The sequence below is a fragment of the Pseudomonas sp. GCM10022186 genome (assembly GCF_042656385.1).
Classification (GTDB): Bacteria; Pseudomonadota; Gammaproteobacteria; order Pseudomonadales; family Pseudomonadaceae; genus Metapseudomonas.
The window spans coordinates 422227-434511 of sequence record NZ_JBHSOU010000002.1; the positions used below are offsets into that span (position 1 = coordinate 422227).

At 67.1% G+C, this 12285-nt stretch carries 13 protein-coding genes; 6 read left to right on the forward strand and 7 right to left on the reverse strand.

The window, feature by feature from the left end:
* Positions 1–26 precede the first annotated feature (26 nt).
* Positions 27–935 carry a D-hexose-6-phosphate mutarotase gene (locus ACFPU0_RS02650; protein WP_377691226.1) on the forward strand — a complete coding sequence of 303 codons (909 nt, stop codon included), beginning with the start codon at positions 27–29 and terminating at the stop codon, positions 933–935.
* 121 nt (positions 936–1056) lie between these two features.
* Here ACFPU0_RS02650 and ACFPU0_RS02655 read toward each other — a convergent pair whose 3' ends face one another.
* From ACFPU0_RS02655 to purE, 4 genes are all read right to left on the reverse strand, one after another.
* Complete coding sequence (locus ACFPU0_RS02655; RefSeq protein ID WP_377691227.1) at positions 1057–1590, reverse strand: DUF3299 domain-containing protein; 534 nt, start codon at positions 1588–1590, stop codon at positions 1057–1059.
* Positions 1591–1680: 90 nt separating this feature from the next.
* A complete protein-coding gene (locus ACFPU0_RS02660) occupies positions 1681–1926 on the reverse strand; it encodes a GlsB/YeaQ/YmgE family stress response membrane protein (protein WP_377691228.1) in 246 nt (81 codons plus the stop codon).
* 96 nt (positions 1927–2022) lie between these two features.
* Entirely contained in the window at positions 2023–3108 is a 1086-nt protein-coding gene (locus ACFPU0_RS02665; RefSeq protein WP_377691229.1) for a 5-(carboxyamino)imidazole ribonucleotide synthase, read from the reverse strand.
* A gap of 3 nt (positions 3109–3111) precedes the next feature.
* Positions 3112–3603, reverse strand: a complete 492-nt coding sequence (gene purE, locus ACFPU0_RS02670; RefSeq protein ID WP_377691230.1) for a 5-(carboxyamino)imidazole ribonucleotide mutase — start codon at positions 3601–3603, stop codon at positions 3112–3114.
* 262 nt (positions 3604–3865) lie between these two features.
* Between purE and adhP the strand changes: the two genes are divergently transcribed.
* Positions 3866–4888: an alcohol dehydrogenase AdhP gene (gene adhP / locus ACFPU0_RS02675; protein WP_377691231.1), complete on the forward strand. Its 1023-nt coding sequence runs from the start codon at positions 3866–3868 to the stop codon at positions 4886–4888.
* Between the two features lie 79 nt (positions 4889–4967).
* On the opposite strand, the gene ACFPU0_RS02680 is transcribed toward adhP, so the two are convergent.
* Positions 4968–5876, reverse strand: a complete 909-nt coding sequence (locus ACFPU0_RS02680) for a LysR substrate-binding domain-containing protein (RefSeq protein WP_377691232.1) — start codon at positions 5874–5876, stop codon at positions 4968–4970.
* Positions 5877–6055: 179 nt separating this feature from the next.
* Here ACFPU0_RS02680 and ACFPU0_RS02685 point away from each other — a divergent pair, with 179 nt between their 5' ends.
* Positions 6056–7480 (forward strand): aspartate ammonia-lyase, encoded by a 1425-nt coding sequence (locus ACFPU0_RS02685; protein ID WP_377691233.1) that lies wholly within the window; start codon positions 6056–6058, stop codon positions 7478–7480.
* Positions 7481–7831: 351 nt separating this feature from the next.
* Here ACFPU0_RS02685 and ACFPU0_RS02690 read toward each other — a convergent pair whose 3' ends face one another.
* Complete coding sequence (locus ACFPU0_RS02690) at positions 7832–9298, reverse strand: PLP-dependent aminotransferase family protein (protein ID WP_377691234.1); 1467 nt, start codon at positions 9296–9298, stop codon at positions 7832–7834.
* A 100-nt stretch (positions 9299–9398) separates the two neighbouring features.
* Between ACFPU0_RS02690 and ACFPU0_RS02695 the strand changes: the two genes are divergently transcribed.
* Genes ACFPU0_RS02695 through ACFPU0_RS02705 form a run of 3 tightly spaced genes read left to right on the forward strand, consistent with a single transcriptional unit; the run spans position 9399 to position 11191 of the window.
* Positions 9399–10031, forward strand: coding sequence for an FMN-binding negative transcriptional regulator (locus tag ACFPU0_RS02695; RefSeq protein ID WP_377691235.1), 633 nt, complete (start codon positions 9399–9401; stop codon positions 10029–10031).
* 20 nt (positions 10032–10051) lie between these two features.
* Positions 10052–10504, forward strand: a complete 453-nt coding sequence (locus ACFPU0_RS02700) for a GNAT family N-acetyltransferase (protein ID WP_377691236.1) — start codon at positions 10052–10054, stop codon at positions 10502–10504.
* A 12-nt stretch (positions 10505–10516) separates the two neighbouring features.
* Entirely contained in the window at positions 10517–11191 is a 675-nt protein-coding gene (locus ACFPU0_RS02705; RefSeq protein WP_377691237.1) for a GNAT family N-acetyltransferase, read from the forward strand.
* Between the two features lie 111 nt (positions 11192–11302).
* Here ACFPU0_RS02705 and ACFPU0_RS02710 read toward each other — a convergent pair whose 3' ends face one another.
* The gene (locus ACFPU0_RS02710) at positions 11303–12118 is read right to left on the reverse strand and encodes a helix-turn-helix domain-containing protein (protein ID WP_377691238.1); all 816 of its coding nucleotides are present in this window, start codon (positions 12116–12118) and stop codon (positions 11303–11305) included.
* Positions 12119–12285: the final 167 nt, after the last annotated feature.

Consider the following 12285-nt stretch of genomic DNA (forward strand, 5'->3'; position numbering starts at 1 on the left):
CGACAGCACAGCAAGCGGAGATTGCGATGTACGACGAAACCCTGCCCACCGTGGAACAACTCGAGGTGGATGAACTGGCGTGCTGGCGGGTGCATACCCGTCACGCGGAACTGCTGGTGGCCCAGCAAGGTGCACAGGTGCTGAGCTATCAGCCCCATGGCGAGGAGCCGGTGATCTGGCTGAGCGGCCAGGCGGCGTACCAGAAGGGCAAGGCCGTGCGCGGCGGCGTACCGGTGTGCTGGCCCTGGTTCGGCGACCTGCGGCGCAATCCGGCGCAGGTCCAGGGCATGCACGAGGGCGGGCCGATCTGCCCGGCCCATGGCCTGGTACGCGAACTCGACTGGGAGCTGCTGAACATCGACACCGACGGCCCTGCCGTCCACCTGGCCTTCACCCTCGACAGCCGCAGCCCGCTGCTGCCCGGCTGGCCCCATGCCGCGAAGCTGCGCCTGGACATCCGCCTGGACGAGCAACTGCAGCTGACGCTCTCCAGCCACAACGTCGGCGACGCGCCCCTGGCCATCAGCCAGGCGCTGCACAGCTATTTCGCCGTCGGCGACATCCACGAGGTGGAAGTCGAGGGCCTGGACGGCTGCCGCTATATCGAGACCCTGGAAGAATGGCAGCAGTGCAAACAGCGGGGGAATATCGCCTTCAACGGCGAAACCGACCGCATCTACCTGGAAACGCCCACGCGCATGGCCATCCTCGACCGCTCATGGAAGCGTCGCATCGAACTGGAGGTCAGCGGCTCGTCGTCGGCTGTGGTGTGGAATCCCTGGATCGACAAGGCCAAGCGCCTCAGCCAATTCGGCGAGGACGCCTGGCAGGGCATGCTCTGCATCGAAACCGCGCGGGTAATGGACGACTTCCTGGTGCTCAAGCCCGGCGAAGAGCAGCGCATGGCGCTCAAGGTCGGCAGCAAACCGCTCTGATCACTGTAGGGGCGAATTCATTCGCCAAGCAGGCCGCAGGCCTGCCCCCTCACCCCAACCCCTCTCCCAGAGGGAGAGGGGCTAAAAGAGCCCTCTCCCGCCAACGGCAGGGGGCAGAGGATCAGAGATCGCCCTCTTCCACCAGCCGCACGCTACCGGCGTCCAGGGCATAGGCGGCGTCGGCCAGGTCGTTGCTGACCTTTTCCACCTTCAGCGTGCCGTCCACCCAGATGGGCGCATAAATGTCGTCCAACTGGATGCCCCTGGGATAGCGCACCAGGACGATCTGGTTCGGCGGTGGCGGCGGCACGTGGATGCAGGCGCCCGGATAGGGCACCAGGAAGAACAGGGTGCTGCGACCCTTGGCGTCGCTTTCCAGGGGCACCGGATAGCCGCCGATATGGATCGCCTTGCCGTCCAGCGCGGCCACCGTCCTGGCCGAATACATCACTGCCGGCAGGTCCTTCTGCTGCTTGAGGCCGCCCTTCTGGCCGAAGGTGCCATCGGCCTCGGGGCTGTCGTGGCTGATTTCCGGCATTTCTTCGAGGGCCTTGCGGTCCTCGGGCGGCATCAGGTCCAACCAGTCGGTTTCGGGGAGTTCGGCACGGGCGAAGGTGCAGCAGAACAGCAGCAGGAGGCAGGCGAAACGGCGCATGGAAGGACTCGCAAGCGTGGGGCGGGAACGTCAGGCGCCAAGACTACCCCCGCACCGCGGCGGTTCCCAGCCCCACCAAGGAGCGGTCAGCTAACTCTTCTTCATGAAGCCGTAGACCACCAGCAGCACCACCGCGCCTACCACCGCGCCGATGAAGCCCGCTGCCTGCCCGGCCTGGTAGATGCCCAGGGCCTGGCCGCCATAGGTGGCCAACAGCGAACCGCCGATGCCGAGCAGGATCGTCATGATCCAGCCCATGCTGTCGTCGCCGGGTTTGATGAAGCGTGCGATCAGGCCAACGATCAGCCCGATGATGATGGTGCCGATGATGCCCATGTCATGCCCTCCGAAGGTAGTTGAGGCATGCCTGAGCCTAGTTGGCTGCGGGAAGGCTCGCCATCGACCGCCCCCTGCGGGGCGGCCGGTGGTTCGTCAGCCCTTGGCGATCAGCGCTTCGACTTCGGCGATCTGCCGATCGAGGGTGGCGCGATCGGCGCTGCGGATGGTGGCGTGGCCCACCTTGCGGCCGGCCTTGAAGGCCTTGCCGTAGTGGTGCAGGTGGCAGTCGGCGATGGCGACGACCTTGTCCACAGCCGGCACTTCGCCGATGAAGTTGAGCATGGCGCTCTCCCCGAGCTTGGCGGTGGGGCCCAGGGGCAGGCCGGCGACGGCGCGCAGATGGTTCTCGAACTGGCTGCACTCGGCGCCTTCGATGGTCCAGTGGCCGGAGTTGTGCACCCGCGGGGCGATCTCGTTGGCCTTCAGGCCGCCGTCCACCTCGAAGAACTCGAAGGCCAGCACGCCGACGTAGTCGAGCTTCTCCAGCACCCGGCCGACATAGTCCTCGGCCAGGGCCTGCAGCGGGTGGTCGGTGCTGGCGACGGACAGGCGCAGGATGCCGTTCTCGTGGGTGTTGTGCACCAGCGGGTAGAAGCGCGTCCCGCCGTCACGGGCACGCACCGCAACCAGGGACACTTCGCCGGTGAAGGGCACGAAGCCTTCGAGGATGCAGGGCACGCTGCCCAGCTCGGCGAAGGCGCCGGCTACATCGTCAGCCTTGCGCAGGACCTTCTGGCCCTTGCCGTCATAGCCCAGGGTACGGGTCTTGAGCACCGCCGGCAGGCCGATGCGGGCGGCCGCGCCGTCGAGGTCGGCCTGGGACTGGATATCGGCGAACTCCGGCGTGGGAATGCCGAGGTCCTTGAACAGGGACTTCTCGAACCAGCGGTCGCGGGCGATGCGCAGGGACTCGGCGCTCGGGTAGACCGGCACGAACTGCGAGAGGAAGGCCACCGTCTCGGCCGGCACGCTCTCGAATTCGAAGGTCACCAGGTCCACCTCGTCGGCCAGTTGGCGCAGGTGGTCCTGGTCGCCGTAGTCGGCGCGGATATGCTCGCCCAGGGCGGCGGCGCAGGCGTCCGGCGCAGGGTCGAGGAAGGCGAAGCTCATGCCCAGCGGAGTGCCCGCCAGGGCCAGCATGCGGCCCAGCTGGCCGCCACCGATAACGCCGATCTTCATGGGTCAGGCCTCACGCGGGTCCGAGTTGTCCAGGACCATGTCGGTCTGCTCGCGGCGGAAGTCCTTCAGCGCAACGTGGTACTTCGGGTACTTGCCGCCGAGGATGCTGGCGGCCATCAGGGCGGCGTTGATCGCACCGGCCTTGCCGATGGCCAGGGTGCCGACCGGGATGCCGGCGGGCATTTGCACGATGGACAGCAGCGAGTCGACGCCCGAGAGCATGGACGACTGCACCGGCACGCCGAGCACCGGCAGGTGGGTCTTGGCGGCGCACATGCCCGGCAGGTGGGCGGCACCGCCGGCGCCGGCGATGATCACCTCGATGCCACGGGCCTCGGCCTCTTCGGCGTACTGGAACAACAGGTCCGGGGTGCGGTGGGCGGACACCACCTTCACCTCATGGGGGATGCCCAGCTTGTCCAGCATCTCGGCGGTGTGGCTGAGGGTGCTCCAGTCGGACTTGGAGCCCATGATCACGCCTACCAGTGCGCTCATCGTCGTGCCTCGTCAATGGTCGAAAAACCAACAAGCCACGCAATGGCGTGGCTTGTTATGCGATGGGGGCCGGTATTGCGGGGCGCGCTGCCGGCCGAAGGCCGCGCAGTATAACGCAATGCCGCGCCGGGCGTGCATTTGCCGTTGCCACTCGTCCAGTTCCCCGCCGCAGCCGGGATAGACCACGAAAATATTGCCGCAGCTCAAGGTCCGCGCGGGCCGGCGGCACAGAATCGAAACCTCTACCAAGGAGGTGCACGCCATGAACCAGACGATGAAAGCCGCGGTGGTCCACGCCTTCGGCGAACCCTTGCGCATCGAGGAAGTGAAGGTCCCCCTGCCCGGCCCCGGGCAGATCCTGGTGAAGATCGAGGCCTCGGGCGTCTGCCACACCGACCTGCACGCAGCCGAGGGCGACTGGCCGGTGAAGCCGAGCCTGCCCTTCATCCCCGGCCACGAGGGCGTGGGCCATGTGGCGGCGGTGGGCGCCGGGGTCACCCGGGTCAAGGAAGGCGACCGCGTCGGCGTGCCCTGGCTCTACACCGCCTGCGGCTGCTGCGAACACTGCCTGACCGGCTGGGAAACCCTCTGCGAGAGCCAGCAGAACACCGGTTACTCGGTGAACGGCGGCTATGCCGAGTATGTGTTGGCCGATCCGAATTTCGTCGGACTGCTGCCGAAAAACGTCGAATTCGCCGAGATCGCGCCGATCCTCTGCGCCGGCGTCACCGTCTACAAGGGCCTCAAGGTCACTAGGGCGCGACCCGGCCAATGGGTGGCGATTTCCGGCATCGGCGGCCTCGGCCATGTGGCCGTGCAGTACGCCCGCGCCATGGGCCTGCACGTGGCCGCCATCGACGTCGACGACGCCAAGCTGGAACTGGCGCGCAAGCTGGGGGCCAGCCTGACCATCAATGCGAAGCACGAAAAACCCGCCGAGGCGATCCAGCGCGACATCGGCGGCGCCCACGGCGTGCTGGTCACGGCGGTCTCCAACAGCGCCTTCGGCCAGGCCATAGGCATGGCCCGGCGCGGCGGCACCGTGGCCCTGGTGGGCCTGCCGCCGGGGGACTTCCCCACGCCGATCTTCGACGTGGTACTCAAGGCCATCAGCATCACCGGCTCCATAGTCGGCACCCGCGCCGACCTGCAGGAAGCCCTGGACTTCGCCGGCGAAGGCCTGGTCAAGGCCACCATCCACCGCGACAGGCTGGAGAACATCAACGGCATCTTCGAGCAGATGCGCGCTGGGAAGATCGAAGGCCGCATCGTCGTGGAGATGTAGTCAGCCCGCGTTTTTTGTAGGAGCGAGCTTGCTCGCGAAGGGGACCGCGCATTCGCCAGCAAGCTGGCTCCTACAGCGATCAGCCCTCGCCGCCCATGCCACCTTCCAGCTTGCGCCAGAGCAGGCGCACGGCGGCCTTGCGCACCAGGGCGCAGCGATACAGGCGGATTTCCAGCGGCACATGCCACTGGCTGCCGCCACAGACCACCAGGTCACCGCGGGCCAGTTCAGCCTGGGCGCTGAAGCGCGGCACCCAGGCCACCCCCAGCCCCTGCAGGGCCATGCTCTTCAGGCTGTCGGCCATGGCGGTCTCGTAGACAGTGGTCGAACGCAAGGCGCGCTGGCGCAGCAGGATGTTCACCGAACGACCGAGGAAGGCACCGGCGCTGTAGGCCAGCAGCGGCACGCTCTGCCCGCTGTCGAGTTCGTAGAGCGGCTTGCCGTCCTCGCCCACCGCGCAGACCGGGAGCATCTCGGTACGCCCCAGATGCATCGACGGAAAGATTTCCGGGTCCATCTGCAGGGCCGCATCCGGGTCGTAGAAGGCCAGGATCAGGTCGCAACCGCCCTCGCGCAGCGAGTGCACCGCCTCGCCCACGTTGGTGGCGATCAGGCGGCTGGCGATGTTCAGCCCTTCGCCGCGCAGCCGCGCGATCCACTGCGGGAAGAAGCCCAGGGCCAGGGAGTGGGCGGCGGCGAACTGCAGCACCTCGCCCTGCTGGCCCTCCAGGTGGTGCAGGTGGCGTACCACCTCGCCCAGTTGCTCCACCATGCTGCGCGCGGTGACCAGGAACAGCTGGCCCGACTCGGTCAGCTCCACCGGCGTGCGCGAGCGGTTCACCAGGGTCAGCCCCAGCGCCGCTTCCAGGCTGCGAATGCGCCGGCTGAAGGCCGGCTGGGTGACGAAACGCCGCTCGGCGGCCTGGGAGAAGCTGCGGGTGTTGGCCAGGGCGACGAAGTCTTCCAGCCACTTGGTTTCCAGGTTCATCTGAGGTTTCCAGGATGCTCGATTTTGGTGCACACGCTCGCGGTCAAATCCGCGTCACTCGGACATTATGCCGATTGTGCATGACGTAGCGAATAACAGCATTGGCCGACAAATGGCTACAGGCCTAGATTATTGGGCATCGCGGCACTGGCCGTGTTCCCCCAGAGATGAATGACATCATGTCCTCCGCTGCATCCTTCCGCATCGAAAAAGACCTGCTCGGCACCCTCGAAGTTTCCTCCGAGGCCTACTACGGCATCCAGACCCTGCGCGCGGTTCACAACTTCCGCCTGTCCGGTGTGCCGCTGTCGCACTATCCGAAGCTGGTCATCGCCCTGGCCATGGTCAAGCAGGCCGCCGCCGATGCGAACAAGCAGCTCGGCCACCTCAGCGCCGAAAAACACGCCGCCATCAGCGAAGCCTGCGCACGCCTGATCCGCGGTGACTTCCACGACCAGTTCGTGGTGGACATGATCCAGGGTGGTGCCGGCACCTCCACCAACATGAACGCCAACGAGGTGATCGCCAACATCGCCCTCGAGGCCATGGGCAAGCAGAAGGGTGAGTACAAGTACCTGCACCCGAACAACGACGTGAACATGGCGCAGTCGACCAACGATGCCTATCCCACCGCCATCCGCCTCGGCCTGCTGCTGGGCCACGACGCCCTGCTGGCCAGCCTCGACAGCCTGATCCAGGCCATCGCCGCCAAGGGCGAGGAGTTCGCCGGCGTGCTGAAGATGGGCCGTACCCAGCTGCAGGACGCGGTGCCCATGACCCTCGGCCAGGAATTCCACGCCTTCGCCACCACCCTGGGCGAAGACCTCGACCGCCTGCGCCGCCTGGCACCCGAGCTGCTCACCGAAGTGAACCTGGGTGGCACCGCCATCGGCACCGGCATCAACGCCGACCCCGGCTACCAGCGCCTGGCCGTCGAACGCCTCGCCGCCATCAGCGGTCAGCCGCTGAAGCCGGCCGCCGACCTGATCGAAGCCACCTCCGACATGGGCGCCTTCGTGCTGTTCTCCGGCATGCTCAAGCGCACCGCGGTCAAGCTGTCGAAGATCTGCAACGACCTGCGCCTGCTCTCCAGCGGTCCGCGTACCGGCATCAACGAGATCAACCTGCCGGCGCGCCAGCCGGGCAGTTCGATCATGCCGGGCAAGGTCAACCCGGTGATCCCGGAAGCGGTCAACCAGGTGGCCTTCGAAGTGATCGGCAACGACCTGGCCCTGACCCTGGCGGCCGAAGGCGGCCAGCTGCAGCTGAACGTGATGGAGCCGCTGATCGCCTACAAGATCTTCGACTCGATCCGCCTGCTGCAACGCGCCATGGACATGCTGCGCGAGCACTGCATCAATGGCATCACCGCCAACGAGGAGCACTGCCGCCGCCTGATGGAGAACTCCATCGGCCTGATCACCGCGCTGAACCCCTACATCGGTTACGAGAACGCCACCCGCATCGCCAAGCAGGCCCTGGAAAGCGGCCGCGGCGTGCTGGAACTGGTGCGCGAGGAGAAGCTGCTGGACGAATCCATGCTGGCCGACATCCTCCGCCCGGAAAACATGATCGCCCCGCGCCTCGTGCCGCTGAAGGGCTGATCAGGCAACGAACTCACCAGGAGGGGCGCAGCCCCTCATTCCAAAGGATGGTCGCCTGACCATCCTTTTTTTTTTTGCCTGAAAAATGGCCAGTCCCGACGCGAAAGCCGATTCAGCCGTAGGGGGATATCGCTTTTCATATCCACCAGCGGAGCCGGGCCGAACCCCGCTGGTGGACCGGTGAAGCGTGGTCCACCCTACAAACGCCACAGATTCATTCGCGAAGGCCCCGATCGCGATTGAAATCGCTTACTCCGGAGGTAAGCCGGGGACGTAGGGGGATAGCGCTCTTCTATCCACCAGCGGAGCCGGGCCGAACCCCGCTGGTGGACCGATGAAGCGTGGTCCACCCTACAAACGCCAGACCTTTCTCAGGGTGCGCAGCGCCTCGGCGATCTGCGCCTCGGGCACAGCAGCGAAGCCCAGCACCAGCCCCGCGCGGTTATCCACAGGCTCGGCGCTGTCTTCCAGCCAGTATTCGCTGAGGCCGTTCATTTCCACCCCCGCAGCGCGGGCGGCGGCCAGCAGTTCCCGCTCACGGGCCAGGCTCTCGACGCGTACGCAGAGGTGCAGCCCGGCTTCCACCGGCGGCATGGGTGCGCAACCGGGAATCGCCGCCGGCCAGTCCCGTAGCAGGGCATCACGACGCGCCCGCGCGGCCTGGCGCATGCGCCGCACATGGCGCTGGAAGTGGCCGGCGGCGATGAACTCGGCCATCACCGCCTGGGTGCCGATTTCCGAATGGCGCATATCCAGCGCGCGGCGCTGGGCGAAAGCCCGGGCCAGGGCCGGGGGCAGCACCAGGTAGCCCAGGCGCAGGGCGGGAAAGGCGATCTTGCAGAAGGTGCCGATATAGATCACCCGCCCCTGCCGGTCCAGCGCCGCCAGGGGCGCCAGCGGGGTGCCGCTGTAGCGGTACTCGCCGTCGTAGTCGTCCTCGACAATCCAGCCGCCCTGGCGTTCGGCCCACTCCAGCAATTCCAGGCGCCGCGCCAGGGACAGGGTCACGCCCGTGGGGTATTGGTGCGAGGGCGTGACATAGACCAGCCGGCAGTCCTCCAGCCGCGCCAGGGCGGCACTGTCCAGGCCATCGTTATCCACAGGCACGCCGCACAGCTCGGCGCCGGCCACGGCGAAGGCGTGGCCGGCGGCGCGATAGCCGGGGTTTTCCACAGCCACCCGGTCACCGGGCTGCACCAGCAGCTGGGCACACAGGCTGATAGCCTGCTGGGCGCCGCAAGTGATCACCACCTGCTCCGGGTCACAGGCCAGCCCGCGGCTGCTGCGCAGGTAGGCCGCGACCAGCTCGCGCAGGGTCCAGTCCCCGGCCGGGTCGCCGTAACCCAGTCGCGCGGGCGAGGGCTTGCGCCAGAAGCGGGCCGAGAGGCGCGCCCAGGTCTCGAAGGGAAACAGGTCGAAGGCCGGTACGCCAATGCGGAAGGCCCTCGGCGCGCCTGTCACCGGCGGCGGCAGATGATGGGTCTGCAGGCGCTCGAGTGCCGGCCCCGGCGCCGGGCCCGTCGGCAGCGGTCGTGGCACGGGCCGCGCTGTGGATAACTCGACCACGTAGGTGCCATCGCCCACCCGGCCTTCCACATAGCCTTCGGCGTAGAGCTGGTCCAGGGCGCGAGTCACGGTGTTGCGCGAGATCCCCAGTTGCGCCGCCAGGTCGCGGCTGGCGGGCAGGCGTGCGCGGCTGCCGAGGCGGCCATCGAGGATGCGCTCGCGCAGCGCCTGGTAGAGCTGGCGCGAGAGCCCTTGGGCGGGATCCAGGCGGATGCCGGAAAGGTCGACGGGAAGGGGTGGCGTGGCTGGCATCTTCGGCCCCTGATTGGCTCTATAGAACTGACGGGAAATGGCTCTTACAACAGACCAATATCCTGCCTAGCATGAAGCCATTCCGCCAGGAGAAGCCTTCATGTACGTCCCTTCCGCCTTCCGTCAGGACGATCTCGCCCAGCTGCACGCCCAGATCCGCGACACCGGCCTCGCAGTGCTCACCAGTGCCGGCGCCCAAGGCCTGCTGGCCAGCCACCTGCCGCTGTTGCTGGAGCCCGGCGAGGGCGAGTTCGGCACCCTCTACGGCCACTTCGCCCGCGCCAACCCGCACTGGCGCGACCTGGCCGAGGGCGCCGAAGCGCTGGTGGTGTTCTCCGGCCCGGACGCCTATGTCACCCCCAGCTGGTACCCGGCCAAGGCCGAGCACGGCAAGGTGGTGCCCACCTGGAACTACATCGCCGTGCACGCCTGGGGCCAGGCCGAGGTGTTCGACAAGCCGGAGCGCCTGCTGAGCCTGGTCGGCCGTCTCAGCGCCCAGCACGAGTCGGATCGCCCACGGCCCTGGTCGGTGGACGAGGCGCCGCGCGACTACCTCGACGCCATGCTTCGCGCCATCGTCGGCTTCGCCCTGCCGATCCGCCGCCTGGAGGGCAAGTGGAAGCTCGGCCAGAACCGCTCGGCCGCCGACCAGGCCGGAGTACGCGAAGGGCTGGCCGCATCGATCAATCCACGCGACCGCGAACTGGCCGCGCGCATCACCGTCACCGACTGAACCACACGAGGAAGGAACCCATGTCCACCACACCCCTCGAAATCCGCCCGGTCCGCGCCGCCGACCACGCCGCCTGGCTGCCGCTCTGGCAGGGCTACCAGCGCTTCTACAAGACCGAGATCGCCAGCGAAACCACCGAAGCGACCTGGCAGCGCTTCCTCGACCCGGCCGAGCCGATGCACGCCGCGCTGGCCTGGCACGACGGCAAGGCCGTGGGCCTGGTGCATTTCATCTTCCACCGCAGCTGCTGGACCATCGGCGACTACTGTTACCTGCAGGATCTCTACGTGGCTGAAGGCCTGCGCGGCGGCGGCATCGGCCGCCAGCTGATCGAGCATGTCTACGGGGAGGCGCGCGCCGCCGGCGCGTCGCGGGTGCACTGGCTGACCCATGAAACCAACACCGAGGCCATGCAGCTCTACGAGCGCATCGCCGATCGTTCCGGCTTCGTCCAGTACCGCAAGACCCTCTGACCGGAGAGCGCCATGACCACCCAGGACCTGAGCCAATGGCAGCCCCGCCCTGCCCCCGCCCACACTCCGCTGCCCGGTCGCTTCGTGCGCCTGGAAGCACTGGACGCCGCGCGCCACGGCGATGACCTCTGGCAGGCGTTGCAGGGCCCGGATCCGGCGCTCTGGGGCTACCTGGCCTACGGCCCCTTCGCCAGCCGCGAGTCCTTCGACGCCTGGCTGGCAGGCAATGCCGACAGCCGCGACCCGCTCTTCTATACGGCGATCGACCTGGCCAGCGGCCGTGCCCTCGGCCTGCTCAGCTACCTGCGCATCACGCCGAAGGATGGCGTCATCGAGATCGGCCATATCGCCTTCGGCAAGGCCATGCAGCGTACGCCGGGCTCCACCGAAGCGGTCTGGCTGCTGGCCCGGCATGCCTTCGACGACCTCGGCTACCGCCGCCTGGAATGGAAGTGCAACGCGCAGAACGCCCGCTCCATGCGCGCCGCCGAGCGGCTGGGTTTCAGCTACGAGGGGCTGTTCCGCCAGCACATGATCGTCAAGGGGCGGAACCGCGACACCGCCTGGTTCGCCATCATCGACACGCAATGGCCGAAATGCCGCGAGGCCTTCGAGCGCTGGCTGGCGGTGGATAACTTCGATGGCGAGGGGCGACAGAAGCGGCGGCTGGAGGAGTTCAGGGGTTGAATGGGGGGACCGCTGCGCGGTCCTTGGCGAATGAATTCGCCCCTACAACGGCAGGTGCAAATCCTGTAGGGGCGAATTCATTCGCCAAGCAGGCCGAAGGCCTGCCCGATCTCATTCGATCTCGAACAGCCCGTTCTTCAGCGGCGCCACATCCAGGCGCTGGCGCACGTCGTCATCGATGCGCGGATCGTCCGGGCGGTAGAGCCGCACCTGGCGGTACGCGGCCACGCGGTTGATCTCCGGGCCCAGATACTCCCAGACCACCCGGGTGCAAGCCGGGTTGCGCCGGTCGCCGCTGGAAACGCCGGTCTTCAGGCCATTGAGGCGGGTGATGCGGCTCTTGTAGCTGGGAATCAGGATGGTCTGGCTCATCTCGTTGAGGGTGAGCGACTCGTAGTCCACCAGGAACAAACGGTCCTGCAGCTGGAAGGCCACCCCCCGATAGCAGCAGCGCACCCAGTCCTCGGCCTCCATGTTGCTGCTGGAGCGTTCCTGGCGCTCCTGGCGCTCCAGGAAGAAGTTGCCGTCTTCCTCCCACAGGCGCACCAGGGACAGCAGGATGGTGCCGGGCACCGACATGCAGTTGGAGTACTCGAAATAGAAGCCGCAGTAGCGCGACAGGTTGCCGGAATGCTCGCGCAGGGGGTCGAGCAGTTCCAGCAAGGGGTCGCTGCGACCGCCGCCGCCCTGGTCCGGCGCTCGGGTCCCAAGGAGGCGGGCGAACTGCTCTGGCGGCATGCCGATCTCGTAGTCCTCGACACCGAAGAAGTCGCAGATGCGCTTGAGGTTGTAGGCGGTCGGCCGGCTCTGGCCGTTGAGGTATTTGTTGAACTGGGCGCGATTGATCGACAACTTGCGGCAGACCTCCGCAATCGAACGGTAATGGCTGCAAAGCAGCTTGAGATTGTTGCCGAGATACTCTGCCATGCCACCGACCTGCCTATTGCGAGTGGCGCGATTATAGCGCCAAGTAGCGCCACCTAGGTGCAACCCGCGAAATTGTTATCCGCATCGCATTCCCCCACCCTGCGCGCCACGGCCGAGCCCTGCCCGCTCGCAGCCGTTCGTCCATCACGCGAACAATAAGAATCGAG

What these genes read in the sequence shown, in the direction of transcription:
- ACFPU0_RS02650 (WP_377691226.1), top strand. Translation starts at nt 27, where the DNA reads ATGTACGACGAAACCCTGCCCACCGTGGAACAACTCGAGGTGGATGAA.
- ACFPU0_RS02685 (WP_377691233.1), top strand. Translation starts at nt 6,056, where the DNA reads ATGTCCTCCGCTGCATCCTTCCGCATCGAAAAAGACCTGCTCGGCACC.
- ACFPU0_RS02710 (WP_377691238.1), bottom strand. Translation starts at nt 12,118, where the DNA reads ATGGCAGAGTATCTCGGCAACAATCTCAAGCTGCTTTGCAGCCATTAC.
- purE (WP_377691230.1), bottom strand. Translation starts at nt 3,603, where the DNA reads ATGAGCGCACTGGTAGGCGTGATCATGGGCTCCAAGTCCGACTGGAGC.
- adhP (WP_377691231.1), top strand. Translation starts at nt 3,866, where the DNA reads ATGAACCAGACGATGAAAGCCGCGGTGGTCCACGCCTTCGGCGAACCC.
- ACFPU0_RS02690 (WP_377691234.1), bottom strand. Translation starts at nt 9,298, where the DNA reads ATGCCAGCCACGCCACCCCTTCCCGTCGACCTTTCCGGCATCCGCCTG.
- ACFPU0_RS02665 (WP_377691229.1), bottom strand. Translation starts at nt 3,108, where the DNA reads ATGAAGATCGGCGTTATCGGTGGCGGCCAGCTGGGCCGCATGCTGGCC.
- ACFPU0_RS02655 (WP_377691227.1), bottom strand. Translation starts at nt 1,590, where the DNA reads ATGCGCCGTTTCGCCTGCCTCCTGCTGCTGTTCTGCTGCACCTTCGCC.
- ACFPU0_RS02705 (WP_377691237.1), top strand. Translation starts at nt 10,517, where the DNA reads ATGACCACCCAGGACCTGAGCCAATGGCAGCCCCGCCCTGCCCCCGCC.
- ACFPU0_RS02660 (WP_377691228.1), bottom strand. Translation starts at nt 1,926, where the DNA reads ATGGGCATCATCGGCACCATCATCATCGGGCTGATCGTTGGCCTGATC.
- ACFPU0_RS02680 (WP_377691232.1), bottom strand. Translation starts at nt 5,876, where the DNA reads ATGAACCTGGAAACCAAGTGGCTGGAAGACTTCGTCGCCCTGGCCAAC.
- ACFPU0_RS02700 (WP_377691236.1), top strand. Translation starts at nt 10,052, where the DNA reads ATGTCCACCACACCCCTCGAAATCCGCCCGGTCCGCGCCGCCGACCAC.
- ACFPU0_RS02695 (WP_377691235.1), top strand. Translation starts at nt 9,399, where the DNA reads ATGTACGTCCCTTCCGCCTTCCGTCAGGACGATCTCGCCCAGCTGCAC.